This is a genomic window from Nocardioides asiaticus (genome assembly GCF_040049175.1).
Lineage (GTDB): Bacteria > Actinomycetota > Actinomycetes > Propionibacteriales > Nocardioidaceae > Nocardioides > Nocardioides cheoyonin.
Window position 1 is genome coordinate 61,876 of the sequence record NZ_JBDZDM010000005.1, and the last position, 14,548, is coordinate 76,423.

Annotated in this window: 12 protein-coding genes; 9 read left to right on the forward strand and 3 right to left on the reverse strand. The window is 73.8% G+C overall.

Annotated elements, in window-relative coordinates:
* Positions 1-46: 46 nt before the first annotated feature.
* From ABLE53_RS17875 to fahA, 4 genes are read left to right on the forward strand one after another with little or no spacing between them, the layout of a single operon-like run.
* On the forward strand, positions 47-2,023 hold the full coding sequence (locus ABLE53_RS17875) for an FAD-dependent oxidoreductase (protein WP_348860458.1): 1,977 nt from the start codon (positions 47-49) through the stop codon (positions 2,021-2,023).
* Positions 2,024-2,037: 14 nt separating this feature from the next.
* Positions 2,038-3,237, forward strand: a complete 1,200-nt coding sequence (locus ABLE53_RS17880) for a homogentisate 1,2-dioxygenase (protein ID WP_348860459.1) — start codon at positions 2,038-2,040, stop codon at positions 3,235-3,237.
* The gene (locus ABLE53_RS17885; protein ID WP_348860460.1) at positions 3,234-4,103 is read left to right on the forward strand and encodes a hypothetical protein; all 870 of its coding nucleotides are present in this window, start codon (positions 3,234-3,236) and stop codon (positions 4,101-4,103) included. Before ABLE53_RS17880 ends, ABLE53_RS17885 begins: the two co-directional genes overlap by 4 nt.
* A complete protein-coding gene (fahA, locus tag ABLE53_RS17890; protein WP_348860461.1) occupies positions 4,100-5,302 on the forward strand; it encodes a fumarylacetoacetase in 1,203 nt (400 codons plus the stop codon). The genes ABLE53_RS17885 and fahA overlap by 4 nt, the downstream gene beginning before the upstream one ends.
* A 4-nt stretch (positions 5,303-5,306) precedes the next feature.
* Here fahA and ABLE53_RS17895 read toward each other — a convergent pair whose 3' ends face one another.
* Complete coding sequence (locus tag ABLE53_RS17895) at positions 5,307-6,332, reverse strand: amidohydrolase family protein (RefSeq protein WP_348860462.1); 1,026 nt, start codon at positions 6,330-6,332, stop codon at positions 5,307-5,309.
* A 31-nt stretch (positions 6,333-6,363) separates the two neighbouring features.
* The gene (locus ABLE53_RS17900) at positions 6,364-8,655 is read right to left on the reverse strand and encodes a copper resistance protein CopC (RefSeq protein ID WP_348860463.1); all 2,292 of its coding nucleotides are present in this window, start codon (positions 8,653-8,655) and stop codon (positions 6,364-6,366) included.
* Between the two features lie 83 nt (positions 8,656-8,738).
* Here ABLE53_RS17900 and ABLE53_RS17905 point away from each other — a divergent pair, with 83 nt between their 5' ends.
* Complete coding sequence (locus tag ABLE53_RS17905; RefSeq protein WP_348860464.1) at positions 8,739-9,407, forward strand: YcnI family copper-binding membrane protein; 669 nt, start codon at positions 8,739-8,741, stop codon at positions 9,405-9,407.
* Positions 9,408-9,419: 12 nt separating this feature from the next.
* On the opposite strand, the gene ABLE53_RS17910 is transcribed toward ABLE53_RS17905, so the two are convergent.
* Positions 9,420-9,947, reverse strand: coding sequence for a sigma-70 family RNA polymerase sigma factor (locus ABLE53_RS17910; RefSeq protein ID WP_348860465.1), 528 nt, complete (start codon positions 9,945-9,947; stop codon positions 9,420-9,422).
* 99 nt (positions 9,948-10,046) lie between these two features.
* Between ABLE53_RS17910 and ABLE53_RS17915 the strand changes: the two genes are divergently transcribed.
* The 4 genes from ABLE53_RS17915 to ABLE53_RS17930 all read left to right on the forward strand — a co-directional run bounded on the left by ABLE53_RS17915 (position 10,047) and on the right by ABLE53_RS17930 (position 14,541).
* Positions 10,047-10,709 (forward strand): hypothetical protein, encoded by a 663-nt coding sequence (locus tag ABLE53_RS17915; protein ID WP_348860466.1) that lies wholly within the window; start codon positions 10,047-10,049, stop codon positions 10,707-10,709.
* 87 nt (positions 10,710-10,796) lie between these two features.
* Positions 10,797-11,594, forward strand: coding sequence for a crotonase/enoyl-CoA hydratase family protein (locus ABLE53_RS17920; protein ID WP_348860467.1), 798 nt, complete (start codon positions 10,797-10,799; stop codon positions 11,592-11,594).
* Positions 11,591-13,585 (forward strand): acetoacetate--CoA ligase, encoded by a 1,995-nt coding sequence (locus ABLE53_RS17925; RefSeq protein ID WP_348860468.1) that lies wholly within the window; start codon positions 11,591-11,593, stop codon positions 13,583-13,585. The genes ABLE53_RS17920 and ABLE53_RS17925 overlap by 4 nt, the downstream gene beginning before the upstream one ends.
* On the forward strand, positions 13,582-14,541 hold the full coding sequence (locus ABLE53_RS17930; RefSeq protein ID WP_348860469.1) for a 3-hydroxyacyl-CoA dehydrogenase NAD-binding domain-containing protein: 960 nt from the start codon (positions 13,582-13,584) through the stop codon (positions 14,539-14,541). Before ABLE53_RS17925 ends, ABLE53_RS17930 begins: the two co-directional genes overlap by 4 nt.
* The last annotated feature ends 7 nt before the right edge of the window (positions 14,542-14,548 follow it).

Sequence of the window (14,548 nt, forward strand, 5' to 3'; positions counted from 1 at the left end):
TAAGAGGGCGTCGCGTGACTGCGGTCACTCCCACGAAAGGCCTCCGATGAGCACCTACTACCAGCCGCGCCGGCACGAGCCGACCCCGCTCGACTCCACCCCCGACGGGACGTCGCTGCCCGTGGTGGTCGTCGGCGCCGGGCCCATCGGGATGGCGACCGCGCTCGGTCTGGCCAAGCGCGGCATCGAGGTCACCGTGATCGAGGCGGCCACCTCCGTCTCGTACGGCTCCCGCGCCATCTGCATCTCCCGCCACAGCCAGGAGGTCGCCGACCGGCTCGGCTTCGGCGAGGCGCTCGCACAGCGGGCGCTCGCCTGGGAGGGCGGCCGCAGCTTCTACCGCGACCAGGAGGTCCTCCGCTTCCGGATGCCGAACGAGGCGCACTGCCTGCGGCCGCCGATGGTCAACATCTCCCAGTCGGAGTACGAGGAGATCGTCCTCGACGCCGTCGCGGCGAGCCCGCTCGTCACCGTCGCGTGGGGCGTCGAGCTCACCGGCCTGACGGCCGACGACGCTGGGGTCACCCTGACCGTCGGCACTGTCGACGGCAAGCGGACGCTGCGCGCCGACCGGGTCGTCGCGGCCGACGGCGGGCGGTCGCGGACCCGCGAGCTGATGGGGCTGCGGCTCGAGGGCACGGCGTACGAGGGCCGCTACGTCATCGCGGACATCCACTGGGAGTCGGGCCTGCCGACCGAGCGGATGGTGTGGTTCGACCCGCCGAGCAACCCCGGATCGACGGTCATCATGCACCAGCAGCCGGACGACATCTGGCGCATCGACTACCAGCTCTCCCCGGAGGAGGACGTCGAGTCCGAGACCACCGAGGAGGCGATCCGGGCCCGCATCGCCAAGCACCTCGCCTGGCTGGAGGACAACGGCACCATCACGGCCGGCCCGTGGACGCTGGAGTGGCAGGGCTTCTACAAGGCGCTCGCGCTGGCGCTGCCGGACTTCGTGCCCGCCTCCGGTCACGGTCGGGTCGCCTTCGCCGGCGACGCCGCCCACCTGGTCCCGATCTTCGGCGTACGCGGCCTCAACTCCGGTCTCGAGGACGCCGACACACTGGCCTGGATGCTCGCGGCCGTGGCCCACGGCGACGCCGAGGAGAGCCTACTCCAGGCCTACGCCCGGGAGCGCCACGACGCCTGGGAGCAGAACATCGCCGCCGCCGGGAAGTCGACGCTCGTCATGACGCCCGGCACCGACGGCTACCGCACGACCCGCGACGCGCTGCTGGAGCTGGCCGCGGTGAAGCCGGAGTTCAGCCACCTCATCGACCCGCGGCAGAGCAGCGCGACCCACGCCCGCCGGTCGACGCTCAGCGTGGGGGGTGGTTTCGAGACGGTTCCTAGCGGAACCTCCTCAACCACCGTGGGGACGGTTCCTAGCGGAACCTCCTCAACCACCGTGGGGACGGTTCCTAGCGGAACCTCCTCAACCACCGTCCGGCCGGGCGACCCGCTCGAGGACCGCCGGCTGGCGGTCGACGGCAAGCAGACCAGCCTCCACGAGCTGCGCGGCACCGGCTTCGGCGTGTACGCCGTCGGGCCGCTCGCGCCCGAGGACGCCGCCGCCGTCGGTGTCGTCCGCGGCGGCCTCGCCGACGCGTTGCCGCACGAGCAGGTCTCGACGATCGTGCTCGAGGCGGGCGCCGACGGCGGGTCCGCCGCCGCTTGGCAGGCCGCCCCGGGCGAGGTCGTCGTCGTACGCCCCGACGGGCTCGTGCTCGCCCGCGGCCGCGCCACCGACCTCGCGCGCACGGTCGGTGAGCTCGCCGTGCGCGTGCGGACCGGCGGCGTCTCGACGGGCTCGACGGCCGCGGACCCGGTGACGCTGACCCCCGAGCAGGAGGCGCGCGAGCAGGTCTGGCTCGCGCTGTCCGAGGCCCTCGACGGGACCGAGGACCCGAAGGGCCTGCTCGCCCGGCTCGCCCTGGTCCTCGGGGCCGAGGCCGGACCCCGGCGACTGCGACAGATCCTGGCCGAGATCGGCCCAGGCGTCCGCCCTGAGATCGGCTGACAAGGAGAGAACAGATGCCGTACTACCGCGCCGTCGGCAGCATCCCGCCGAAGCGGCACACCCAGCACCGCGCCCCGGACGGGACGCTCTACTTCGAGGAGCTGATGGGCGAGGAGGGCTTCTCGTCGGACTCCTCGCTGCTCTACCACGTCAACATCCCCTCGGCGATGGTCGAGTACCGCGCCTGGGAGATGCCCGACCAGACCCTCCAGCCGAACTACCCGATGACGCCGCGCCACCTCTCGACGCACAAGTTGTTCGAGGAGGACGCCACCGGCGTCGACGCCGTCACCGGCCGGCGGCTGCTGCTCGGCAACGGCGACGTCCGGATCGCGTACGTCGTCGCCGACTCGGTCAGCCCCTACTACCGCAACGCCATCGGCGACGAGTGCCTCTACCTCGAGGAGGGCGAGGCCGACGTCGAGACCGTCTTCGGCGACATCGCCGCGGGCGAGGGCGACTACGTGATCGTGCCGCGCGCGACGACGTACCGCGTTGTGCCGAAGGGGAAGGTCCGGATCTACGCGATCGAGGGCAACAGCCACATCGGGCCCGCGCGGCAGTACCTGTCCAAGCACGGCCAGCTGCTCGAGCACGCGCCTTACTGCGAGCGCGACCTGCGGGTACCCACCGATCCCCGGATCGTGGAGGAGGAGAACGTCGAGGTCTACATCAAGCACCGCGGCCGTGCCGACAACGGGGCGGGCGTCGTCGGCACCGTCCACACGCTGCCGCACCACCCGTTCGACGTGATCGGCTGGGACGGCTGCCTCTACCCGTACGCGTTCAACGTCCGCGACTTCATGCCGCTCACCGGCAAGGTCCACCAGCCGCCGCCGGTGCACCAGGTCTTCGAGGGCTTCAACTTCGTGATCTGCAACTTCGTGCCGCGGAAGGTGGACTACCACCCCGACGCGATCCCGGTGCCGTACTACCACTCCAACGTCGACTCCGACGAGGTGATGTTCTACTGCGGCGGCGACTACGAGGCGCGCAAGGGCTCCGGGATCGGGCAGGGCTCGATCTCGCTGCACCCGGGCGGCCACACCCACGGCCCGCAGCCGGGGGCGTACGAGCGCTCGATCGGTGCGGAGTTCTTCGACGAGCTCGCCGTCATGGTCGACACCTTCCGCCCGCTCGACCTCGGCGAGGCGGCCCGCGCCTCCGACGACGGCATCTACGCCTACTCCTGGGCGCGGGGTGAGGGGAGGTGAGCGACCCGACCACGGCGTCTGCCGGGCTCCCCACCGGACTGTTCTCCGGCCTCTGCGACGACGCCGCCGTCTTCCCGCCGGGCAACCTGCCGCTTCCCGAGGCGGTGCCGGCGCACGGCCGCCACGGGCAGGCGGCGTACGCCGACGTGGTCGGTGCCTTCGTGCTGGCGGCGAAGGACCTCGGCGCGCTCGCCGAGGTCGTCGCCGGGCTGGCCGAGGGCTCGCTGCCGCTCTCGCTCACCGTGCCGGTGCCGGGACTCGCGGTCGCGCTCACCACGGTCGCCGCGATCCCCGCCGTACGCCTGGTGGGGCTCGAGGTCTCGGTCCCTGAGGGGATGCCGGCCGATGCCGTGGTGCCGGAGGTCGAGGCGGCGGGCGTGGGCGTGCCGGTCTACGTCGAGATCCCCCGCGACGAGCGCCGCGACGCACTGGTCGCGGAGCTGAGCGGCTCGCCGTTCGCGGCCAAGCTGCGCACCGGCGGCGTACGCGCCGAGCTCTACCCGGACGAGAAGGAGCTGGCCGAGTCGGTGCTCACGCTCGTGCGCGCCGGGGTGCCCTTCAAGGCCACCGCCGGGCTCCACCACGCCCTGCGCAACACCGACCCGGAGACGGGCTTCGAGCAGCACGGCTTCCTCAACCTGATGAGCGCGGCCGGGGCCGCGGCCGACGGCGCGGGCGTCGACGAGCTCGTCGGCCTCCTGGCCGAGCGCGACCCGGAGCGGGTCGTCGCTGGCGTACGCCGCCTCGGGCCGGAGGTGCGCGAGACGTTCCGCTCGTTCGGCACCTGCTCGGTCGTCGAGCCGGTCGACGAGCTCGTCGGCCTCGGCCTGCTCCCCGGCAGCTACCAGACTGGAGTGCCCGCGTGACCCGACTGACCGTCCCGGAGGGCTCCCTCTTCGGCCCCGCCAACCTCCCGTACGGCGTCTACTCGGTCGCCGGCTCCACGCCGCGGATCGCGACCCGGGTCGGCGACTCGGTCGTCGATCTGGGTCTGCTGCTCGGCACCTATGGTGAGGACGCGGTGCTCGCCGGGCCGACGCTCAACGCGTTCATGGCGCAGGGCTACGGCCGGTGGGTGGAGGTACGGGCGCGGCTGCAGGAGGCGGTCGCCGGCGAGGTGCCCGACGACGCCGTCCACGCCCTCGGCGAGGTGACGCTGCACCTGCCGTTCGAGGTGGCCGACTACGTCGACTTCTACTGCTCTGAGCACCACGCCTCGAACCTCGGCCGGCTGTTCCGGCCCGACAACCCTGACCCGCTGATGCCGAACTGGAAGCACCTTCCCGTCGGCTACCACGGCCGGGCGGCCTCGGTCGTCGTCTCGGGCACGGACATCGTCCGCCCGAACGGCCAGCGGGTCTCGACGAGCCCGACCACCGATGGCCGCCCGGAGCCGGTCTTCGGCCCGAGCATCCGGCTCGACATCGAGGCCGAGCTCGGCTTCGTGCTCGGCACGGGCAGTGCGATGGGGACCTCCATCCCCGTCGACGAGGCCGAGAGGCACATCTTCGGCGCCGTGCTCTTCAACGACTGGTCGGCGCGCGACATCCAGGCGTGGGAGTACGTCCCGCTCGGCCCCAACCTCGGCAAGTCGTTCGCCTCGACCGTCTCGCCGTGGGTGGTGCCGCTGCTCGCGCTGCAGGCGGCCAAGGTGCCGACGCCCGTGCAGGACCCCGAGCCGCTGCCGTACCTGCGGATGCAGCAGCCCTGGGGCCTCGACATCGACCTCGAGGTGGAGTGGAACGGCGAGGTGGTCAGCCGGCCGCCGTACGCCGAGATCTACTGGTCGCCCGCGCAGATGCTCGCGCACATGACCGTCAACGGGGCGCCGTCGCGCACCGGCGACCTGTTCGCGTCGGGCACGATCTCGGGCACGGAGAAGGACCAGCGCGGCGCGTTCATCGAGCTCACCTGGGGCGGCGCGGAGCCGATCACCGTCGCCGGTGCGCAGCGGACCTTCCTCGAGGACGGCGACGAGGTCGCCCTGCTCGCCACCGCCCCGGGTGCCGACGGCTCCCGGATCGGCTTCGGCGAGGCGCGCGGCCGGATCGTGCCCGCGAAGTAGGCCGTCAGCGCACCCGGACGCCGCGGACGACGACGGCGGCCGGGTGCGCGAGGACCGACGGGTCCTGCCGCGGATCGGCGTCGTAGGTCACCAGGTCGCCCTCGGGGTGGACGCCGAGGAAGTCGCGGGCGGCCGGGCCGGCGGCGTCGAGCGCCTGCTCCACGGTGAGGCCGTGCCTGACCAGCAGGTCGATCTCGGTGGCGATCGTGCCCTCGACGTCCGTGCCGGCGAGGACGCGTACGCCGCCGGCGAGCGCGGGCGCGAGGAGGTCGGCCATCCGCTCGGAGAGCTCCATGCTTCTCTTCCGACGGCCAGGGTCGTCCGACGCGAGCCCGCTCGTCACGGCCGACAGCGTCGGCGTCCACGCGCCCCGGCGTGCGCCGAGCGCGGCGGTGTCGTCGCGCTCGAGGCCGGTGCCGTGCTCGACGGAGTCGACGCCCATCGCGATCAGCCCTGCGGCGTCGAGGTTGCTGTGGACAGCGACCCTCGCACCGGCCGCGTGGGCGGCCTCGACGGCCCGGCGCAGCGTCTCCTCGTCGTACGTCCAGGCGGCGGTGCCGCGCACGGGTCCGTCCGGCCCCCACGCGGGGAAGTCGCCGATGATCTTCACCCAGGTGGCGCCGGCGGCGATCTCGGCCTCGATCGCCGCGAGCAGCTCCTCGGCGGGCGTGGGCGTGTACATGCCCGGGAAGTAGCGGCCCGGCGAGGAGAGGAAGCGCCCCGCCGCGACGACGAGCGGGATGCCGTCGGCCGGCGTACGCCCGAGGTCGAGGGTGACGGCCCTGTTGCCGCCGAGGTCGCGGACGACGGTGACGCCCAGCGCGGCGTACTCCCGCAGCCTCGCCTCGGCCTCGGCGCGGTCGCCGAGCGTATGGTCCTCCCGAACGCTGGGGTGAGAGTGCGCGTCCACCAGGCCGGAGAGCGCGAACCGGCCAGGCAGCGGTTCCGAGGTGCCCTCGCCGATGACCAGGTGGTCGTCGGCGTCGGACGCGCCGTCCAGCACCACGCCGGTGAACGTCCACGCCGTCATGCCAGGAATCTAGCCGCCCATCGATCCGGGCTCAGCGGATCGGGAGCGTGACGGTGCCGGAGTCCTGGTCGACGGCGGTGGTGCGGAGCGTGACGGTGAGGGTCCAGTCGCCGGCGACCGGCACGCTGACGACGCCCTGCCGGTGGCCGGTGCCCGCCTTCGCGAGGTTGACGCGGAGCGGGCCGAGGTCGCCCTTCGAGACCGTCGCAGTGACCTCCTTCGGCTCGGTCGGCCGCTGCGTCCTCCCGAAGACGTAGACGTGGAGCTCCATCGAGCGGTCGCCGTCCGGGACGCCCGACACCTGGACCGTGTCGCCGAGGATGGTGAGGTTGCTGTCGACGCTGGGGTGGTACGCCGCCTGGGCCGGCGCCGTCGCGACCAGGGCGCTGGTGACGCCGAGCACCGCGGCGACCCCGGCCGCCTCCAGGCCGACGGTGCGCCGCAGACCCGCGAGGTCGGCATGGCGCCAGACGAGCTCACGTGAGCCCGCAGCCACGGCGAGCAGGAAGAGCACGGCGATGAGCTTGACGATGAGCTCCTGGCCGTACGTCGTGTGCCGGAGGGCGCCCCACGAGCGGGTCTCGCGCCACGCCTGGTAGCCGCCCGTCACGACCAACGCCGCGACCGCTCCCAGCGCGAGCCGGGAGAACCTCCGGGCGACCGCCATCGACCCCGGGTCGGCCAGCGGGCCCGCCGCGCCCGGCCCCGGCCGCCGCGGGCGCCGTAGCACGACGAGGAGCAGCATCACCAGCCCGCCGAGCCACGCGCTCATCGCGGCCACGTGCACCGCGTCCGCCGCCACCGCCAGCCAGCGCGGGGACGCGGCCGCGGCGTGGCCGGCCAGCGCGAGACAGACCGCCAGCGCGACGGCCAGCACCGCCGTCGCCACGGCCCGCGTGCGTGCGGTAAGCCGGGTCCAGCCGACCACCAGCGCCGCCCCGAGGACCGCCAGCACGATCCGGGCGAGGGTCGCGCCGCCGTACGTCGTGCCGAGGACCTCGCGCAGCAGGCTGCCGTCGGTCAGGTGCGTCGCGCCGAGGCCGGCGTCGTACGGACCCTTGAGCAGCAGGCAGACGAGACCGCCGACGGCCACCGCGGCGGCACCGAGCAGGAGTGCGCGGCGCGGCACGGCGCCCGGCCGGCAGGCGACGAGGAACATCAGCCCGCCGACGAGCAGCGCGGAGCCGGCGTACCCGATCCATCGGCCGACTCCGAGGGCGACGCCGACGCCCCGGTCGCTTCCCGTGCTCGCCGCCGCGGGCGCGGGCCCGGCCCTGCCGACGGAGAACGTGAAGGCGCCCGAGACGGGGTGGGAGTCGGCGGAGACGACCCGCCAGGAGACGAGGTACGTCCCCTGCGCGGTCGCACCCGAGAGACCCACGGACGCGGTCGCGGGGTCGTCGGCGTGATGGCCGACGGCACCGTCGCCGACCCGGGTTCCGTCGGGGGCGATGACCTGTAGCGAGGTCGGCAGCAGGGTGACCGGCTCGTCGAAGCGGAGGACCACCGTGGCCGGAGCCTTCCGGAGCACGGCGCTCGGACCGGGGCTGCTCTGCTCGAGCACCGCATGCGCCTCGGCCGGGCCGCTGACCAGGACCAGGGCGGCGGAGAGCAGAGTCCCGGTGCCGACCCGGACCCAGCGCAGGCGCCACGCCAGCGCGGCGGGTGCGAGCGCCCGACCGACCACCTGCAGGGGCGGCCGACCGGGCCGTGGCGGCCGCCGCCGGAACAGCCCCTGCAGGGACGGCCCGCCGGGGCGGCGCGCTCCCATCAGGCAGAGCAGCAGGAAGCCGACGACCAGGCCGGTGTGCTGCAGCTCGTGGTGGAGCGAGACCTCCCCGCCGTGCACGTCGTGGACCGAGGCGGCGACCATGAGGACCGAGGCGACGCCCAGCACCGGCAGGTAGGGCCGCGCCAGCCGTGGCCGGACGGCCGCGCAGAGCAGCGCGACGCAGAGGCCGACGGTCAGCGCCACCGCCTCGTTGGACGCGTGGGCCTCGTGGCCGTGGTGCTCGCTCCCGCCGAGGAGGTCGTACGCCGTCGTGGCGAGCTCGCCCAGCCCGGACAGCCCGACCGCCCACTGCAGCAGTCGGTCCGTCGGCGCGGCCCGGGGCCGGCGTACGACGCGGGCCGCCAGGTCCGGGGCGGGACCGGTGGCGGCGCGTGCGCGCTCCACCAGCGCGTCGACCCGGCCCAGCGCCTTCTCGAAGTCGGCGCACTCGGCGCAGCCGGCGACGTGTGCCGTCACCGCGGGCGGCGGGGCCGCCGACCGCTCGCCGTCGTACCAGGAGGACAGCGCCTCCCGAACCTCAGAACACTTCACGGTCCACCAGTCGCTCGGAGAAGTCGTCTGGTTCCCGGCGGAACCCGACGGCCTCCGCGCCGGACCTGTGGGACGTGAAGACGATGAGAGACGCCCTACCCCGCCCGCGCGTCGTCGCGATCGCCGCAGCGGCCGCCGCCACCGCCGTGCTCGGGCTCGCCGGCGCTGCGTCCGCCCACGTGACGGTGAACCCCGACGAGGTCGAGGGTGGCGGCTACGCGAAGCTGACCTTCCGCGTCCCGACCGAGTCGGACACCGCCTCGACGACGAAGCTGCAGGTGTACTTCCCGGCCGGCTCCGGCCTGGAGTCGGTGTCGGTCAAGCCGCACCCGGGCTGGACGGCGACCGTGGCGAAGAGCCACGACGTGGTCTCGCGGATCACCTGGACGCCGGACGCGAGGAGCGACGCGATCAAGCCCGGGGAGTTCGACGAGTTCGACGTCTCCGTCGGCCCGCTCCCGGACAGGGGCACGCTGGTCTTCAAGGCGCTGCAGACCTACTCCGACGGCTCCGTCGTACGGTGGATCGAGGTCCCGAAGAAGGGGCAGCCGGAGCCCGAGCACCCGGCCCCGGTCCTGACCGTGACCCCGGCCGCCGACGACACAGTCGCGTCGTCGGGCGCCGCACCGGCCGCCTCCCACAGCGACAGCGACGAGGACGGCGGCAGCTCGAAGGGTCCGTGGATCCTCTCGATCGTCGCGGTCGTCCTCGGCGGCGGCGCGCTGGCCAACTCGTTCCGACGGCGCGCCTAGGCGCGGGTGTCCCTAAGCGGAGCCCGCGCGTCGCGGGCCGTCGTCGGCCACGAGACCGGCGAGGGTCTCGCGCGCCCTGGCCACCCGGGACCGGATCGTGCCGACGGGGCAGTCGCAGGCTGCCGCGGCCTCGGCGTACGACCAGCCCAGCAGCTGGGTGAGGACGAAGGCGGTACGGCGGTCGGGCTCGAGCGCGTCGAGGAGCTGCTCGAGCACCACGGCGGCCTGGTGGTCGGGCGCGCTCCCGACGTCGACGGCCGGCTCGCGCCGCCGCCGCTGGCGCTCGGCGATGTCGTCGGCGACGACCCGCCGCACGATCGTGAAGAGCCAGGCCCGTGCCGGGGCGTCGCCGCGGTAGCGCCGCAGCGAGCGCAGCGCCCGGGCGTAGACCTCCTGGGCGAGGTCGTCGGCGCGGTCCAGGTCGCCGAGGTGCGCACAGAGCCGCCACACGTCGCCCTGCGTCGCGCGGACCAGCGCGGCGAGGTCATCCTCGGACCCGCTGTCGCGAGCCGCCAGCGCCAGCCTGGTCCACTCGTCCACGGCGGGCGACTCTAGGCGCTCGCGCGGACCGGCCGGGAACCGGGTCGGCCTTCGGGCCGACCTGGTCTGTGCCGACACCCACCGTCTCCAGGAGTCCTGTTGCCTCGATGCCGCTCCGCCGGCTGCGCCGTCCTGATCGCTGCTGCCCTCGTGCTGGGGCTGCCCGCCGTGGCGTACGCCGGCGCGTTCTCGACCTATGTCACCACCGTCACGAGCGTGACCCCGGCGGTCGCCGGGATCTCGGCGACCGCCGCCCGCAACGGCGAGTCGATCACCGTGCGCAACCAGTCCGGGACAGCGCTGGTCGTGGACGGCTACCAGGGTGAGCCGTACCTGAAGATCACGGCACACGGCGTGTGGGAGAACGAGCGGTCGCCGGCCGTCTACCTGAACAAGGAGCAGACGATCGGCAACATCCCCGACTCCGCCGACGCGCGCCGTCCGCCCCAGTGGAAGAAGCTCGACGACGGCGACGTCGCCACCTGGCACGACCACCGGATCCACTGGATGGGCAACACCGACCCGCCGTCGGTCGCCGAGGACCCCGACCACCGGCACCTGATCACCCGCTGGCGGATCCCGACCGTCGCGGGAGCGAAGCAGGGCCGGATCGTCGGGACGCTGGTCTACGAGCCGGCCACCAAGCACCTCGGCACCTGGATCACCGTGGGGGTCGGGGTTGCCGCCCTGGTGGCCGTCCTCGCGCTCAATCTCGTCGTACGCCGTCGTCGGCGCCCGGTCGAGGACCCCGTCCGGGGCTGAGGTCGGCGTACCGCCTGCCGGAAGTCGACTTCCGCCTGCCGGCAAGCACCTCGATCCGGCTTCGCGCCGACTGGTGCGATCGGAGGCGTGACCGAGCAGTGCGACTACTCCTTTCCCGAATCGCTGACGCTGGGGCGGGAGGGGCGGATCGCCGTCCTCACCCTCGACCGCGTCGCGAAGCGGAACGCCCTCGACGGCCCGACCGTCTCCGCGCTGGGACGGTTCTTCGAGCAGCCGCCCGACTGGGCGCGCGCGGCCGTGATCGCAGCCAACGGCGAGCACTTCTCCGCCGGCCTCGATCTGAGCGAGCTGACCGAGCGCGACGCCGTCGGCGGGCTGCACCACTCCCGCGGCTGGCACCGGGTCTTCACGACGATGGAGTACGGCACCCTCCCGGTCGTCTCCGCGCTCAAGGGCGCCGTCGTCGGGGCCGGGCTCGAGCTCGCCGCGAGCACCCACATCAGGGTCGCCGAGCGGTCGACGTTCTTCGCCCTGCCCGAGGGACAGCGCGGGATCTTCGTCGGCGGCGGCGCCTCGGTCCGGGTGTCCCGGCTCATCGGGGCGCACCGGATGGCCGACCTGATGCTCACCGGCCGGGTGCTCGACGCGGACGAGGGCACGGCGCTCGGACTGGCGCACTACCTGGTCGACGACGGCGAGGGCGTCGACCACGCGATCGCGCTCGCCGAGCGGATCGCGGAGAACTCCCCGGTCTCCAACTACGCCGTCATCCAGGCGCTGCCGCGGATCGCCGAGGCCGACCCCGAGACCGGGCTCCTGCTGGAGTCGCTGATGGCCGCCGTCGCGCAGAGCAGCCCGGAGGCGAAGGAGCGGCTCGCCGCCTTCCTGGAGGGCCGCGCCGAGAAGGTGAGGAGGGACCGATGAGCATCGGCGTGCCCGACCAGCCGGAGCTGCTCTACGAGCCCTCGAGGGAGCTGTACGACGCCGCGAACGTCTGGCCCTACCTCGACTGGCTCCGCGAGCACCGCGGCGTCGACCTGAAGACCTGGGACGAGCTCCACCGCTGGTCGGTCGAGGAGCTGGAGGAGTTCTGGGGCTCGCTGTGGGACTACTTCGTGATCAAGGCGCACTCGCCGTACACCCGCGTGCTCAGCAGCCGGCAGATGCTCGGTGCCCGCTGGTTCGAGGGTGCCACGATCAACTACGCCGAGCACGCCTTCGGCCGGCCCGACGACGAGGTGGCCGTGGTGGCTCACTCGCAGTCCCGCGCCGCCGTCGAGCTGACCAACGCCGAGCTCCGGGAGCAGGTCCGGCGGATCCGCGCGGGCCTGCGCCGGCTCGGCGTGACCCGCGGCGACCGCGTCGCGGCGTACCTCCCCAACATCCCGGAGACCGTCGCCGCCTACCTCGCCACCGCCAGCCTCGGGGCTGTGTGGTCGGCGTGCGCGCCGGAGTTCGGACCGCGCAGCGTCGTCGACAGGTTCGCTCAGATCGAGCCGAAGGTGCTGCTCGCCGTGCCCGGCTACACCTACGGCGAGAAGGCGGTCGACAAGCGCGCCGACGTCGCCGAGGTGCTGGCCGGGCTGCCGACGGTGGAGCACCTGGTCGCCGTGCCCTACGGGGCCTACGACGAGCTCGGGCGGGACGCCGGGCTCGAGCCGGTGCCGTGGGCGGACCTCGTCGCCGACACCGACGAGCCGCTCGACTTCGAGCCGGTGCCGTTCGACCACCCGCTCACCGTGCTGTTCTCGTCGGGGACGACCGGGCTGCCGAAGGCGATCGTCCACGGCCACGGCGGGCTGCTGATGGAGCAGCTGAAGTGCCAGGTCTTCCACTGGGACCTCGGCCCCGGGCGGCGGCTGCTGTGGTTCAGCACCACCGCCTGGATGCTGTGGACCGCGCTCGTCGGCGGGCTGCTCCACGGCGGCTCGATCGTGCTCACCGACGGCAACCCGCTCTACCCCGACCTGCGCGAGCAGTGGCGGCTGGCCGCCGAGTCGGGAGCCGCCAAGCTGGGCGCCAACCCGGCGTACCTCATGGCCTGCCGGAAGGCCGGCATCCGTCCCGCCGAGGAGTTCGACCTGTCGGCCCTGCGGCAGATCGGGATCGCCGGCAGCCCGCTGCCGCCGGAGGGGTCGCGCTGGCTGTACGAGCAGTTCGGCGACCGGGTGCTCATCAACCTCGGCACCGGGGGCACCGACGTGTGCACCGGGATCGTCCATGGGTCACCCCTGCAGCCGGTCTGGGCGGGTGAGATGTCCGGGCCGGCGCTGGGCGTCGACGTGAAGGCGTACGACGAGCACGGCGAGCCGGTGGTCGGGAGGCTGGGCGAGCTCGTGATCACCACCCCGATGCCGTCGATGCCGGTCTGCTTCTGGGGGGACGACGACGGGCGTCGCTACCGGGCTGCCTACTTCGAGCCGTGGCCGCACGTGTTCCGCTTCGGGGACTGGGTGCGGTTCTCGGAGCAGGGGACGTGCATCGTCACCGGCCGCTCGGACGCGACGCTCAACCGCGGCGGCGTGCGAATCGGGACCGCCGAGTACTACCGGGTGCTCCAGGACGTCCCCGAGGTCACCGACAGCGTCGTGGTCCACCTCGAGGACCCCGAGGGCGGGCTCGGCGAGCTGATCCTCTTCGTCGTGCCCGCCGCCGGCGTACGCGTCGACGACGGGCTGCGCGGACGACTCGCCACCACGATCCGGTCGGCGCTCTCCCCGCGGCACGTCCCGGACCGGATCGTCGAGGTGCCCGCCGTGCCGTACGGCCGGACCGGCAAGAAGCTCGAGGTGCCTGTCAAGAGGATCCTCCGCGGCGCCGACCCGGTCGCCGTCGCCTCGCCCGGAGCGCTCGTGGATGCCTCCGCGCTCGACGCGTACGTCGAGTTCGCCCGCAGTCTCGGGGCCCGCGCGTGACGTCCGACGCGGAGCCCGTGGGGACGCAGCGGGTCGCGGTCGTCGGCACCGGGGTCATCGGCGCCGGCTGGACCGCGCTCTTCCTCGCCCGCGGGCTCGACGTGTCCGCCTGGGACCCGGCCGACGGCGCCGAGGACCGGCTGCGCGCCGACGTCGACGCCGCGTGGCCGGTGCTCGCCCGCCTCGGCCTCGCCGAGGGCGCGTCACCGGACCGACTGGGGTTCGCGCGGTCGCCCGAGGAGGCGGTCGCCGACACCGGGTTCGTGCAGGAGAGCGGGCCGGAGCGTATCGAGGTGAAGCGCGAGCTCTTCGCGGCGCTCGACGCGGCCACGCCGGCCGGGACGGTGATCGCGAGCAGCTCGTCGGGGCTGCTGCCGTCCGACCTGCAGGAGCTGTGCCGCGAGCACCCGGAGCGGGTCGTGGTGGGCCACCCGTTCAGCCCCGCCCACCTGATCCCGCTCGTCGAGGTCGTCCCCGGCCGGCGTACTGACCCTGCGGCGGCCGAGCGCGCCGTCGCATTCTACGAGTCGGTCGGCAAGGTGCCGATCCTGGTCCGGCAGGAGCTGCCCGGGCATGTGACCAACCGGCTGCAGGTGGCGCTCTGGCGGGAGGCGTACGCCCTCGTCCAGCGCGGCGCCGCCACGGTCGCCGACATCGACCGGGCGATCGCCAACGGCCCGGGGCTGCGCTGGGCGCTGGCCGGGCCGATCCTCAACCAGCACCTCGGCGGCGGTCCGGGCGGGCTCGTGCACGTGCTTGAGCACCTCGGGCCACCCGCGGAGGCGTGGATGGACGACCTCTCGGCCACGCCGCACCTGACGCCGGAGCTCGTCGCGCTGCTGGTCGACGGTGTCGGCAAGGAGGTCTCGGGCCTGGATCAGGACCGGCTCCGGGCGGACCGCGACGAGCTGCTGGTCGACCTGCTCGAACGGAAGCGCGGCCGCGAGCTGCCCTGAATGGCTT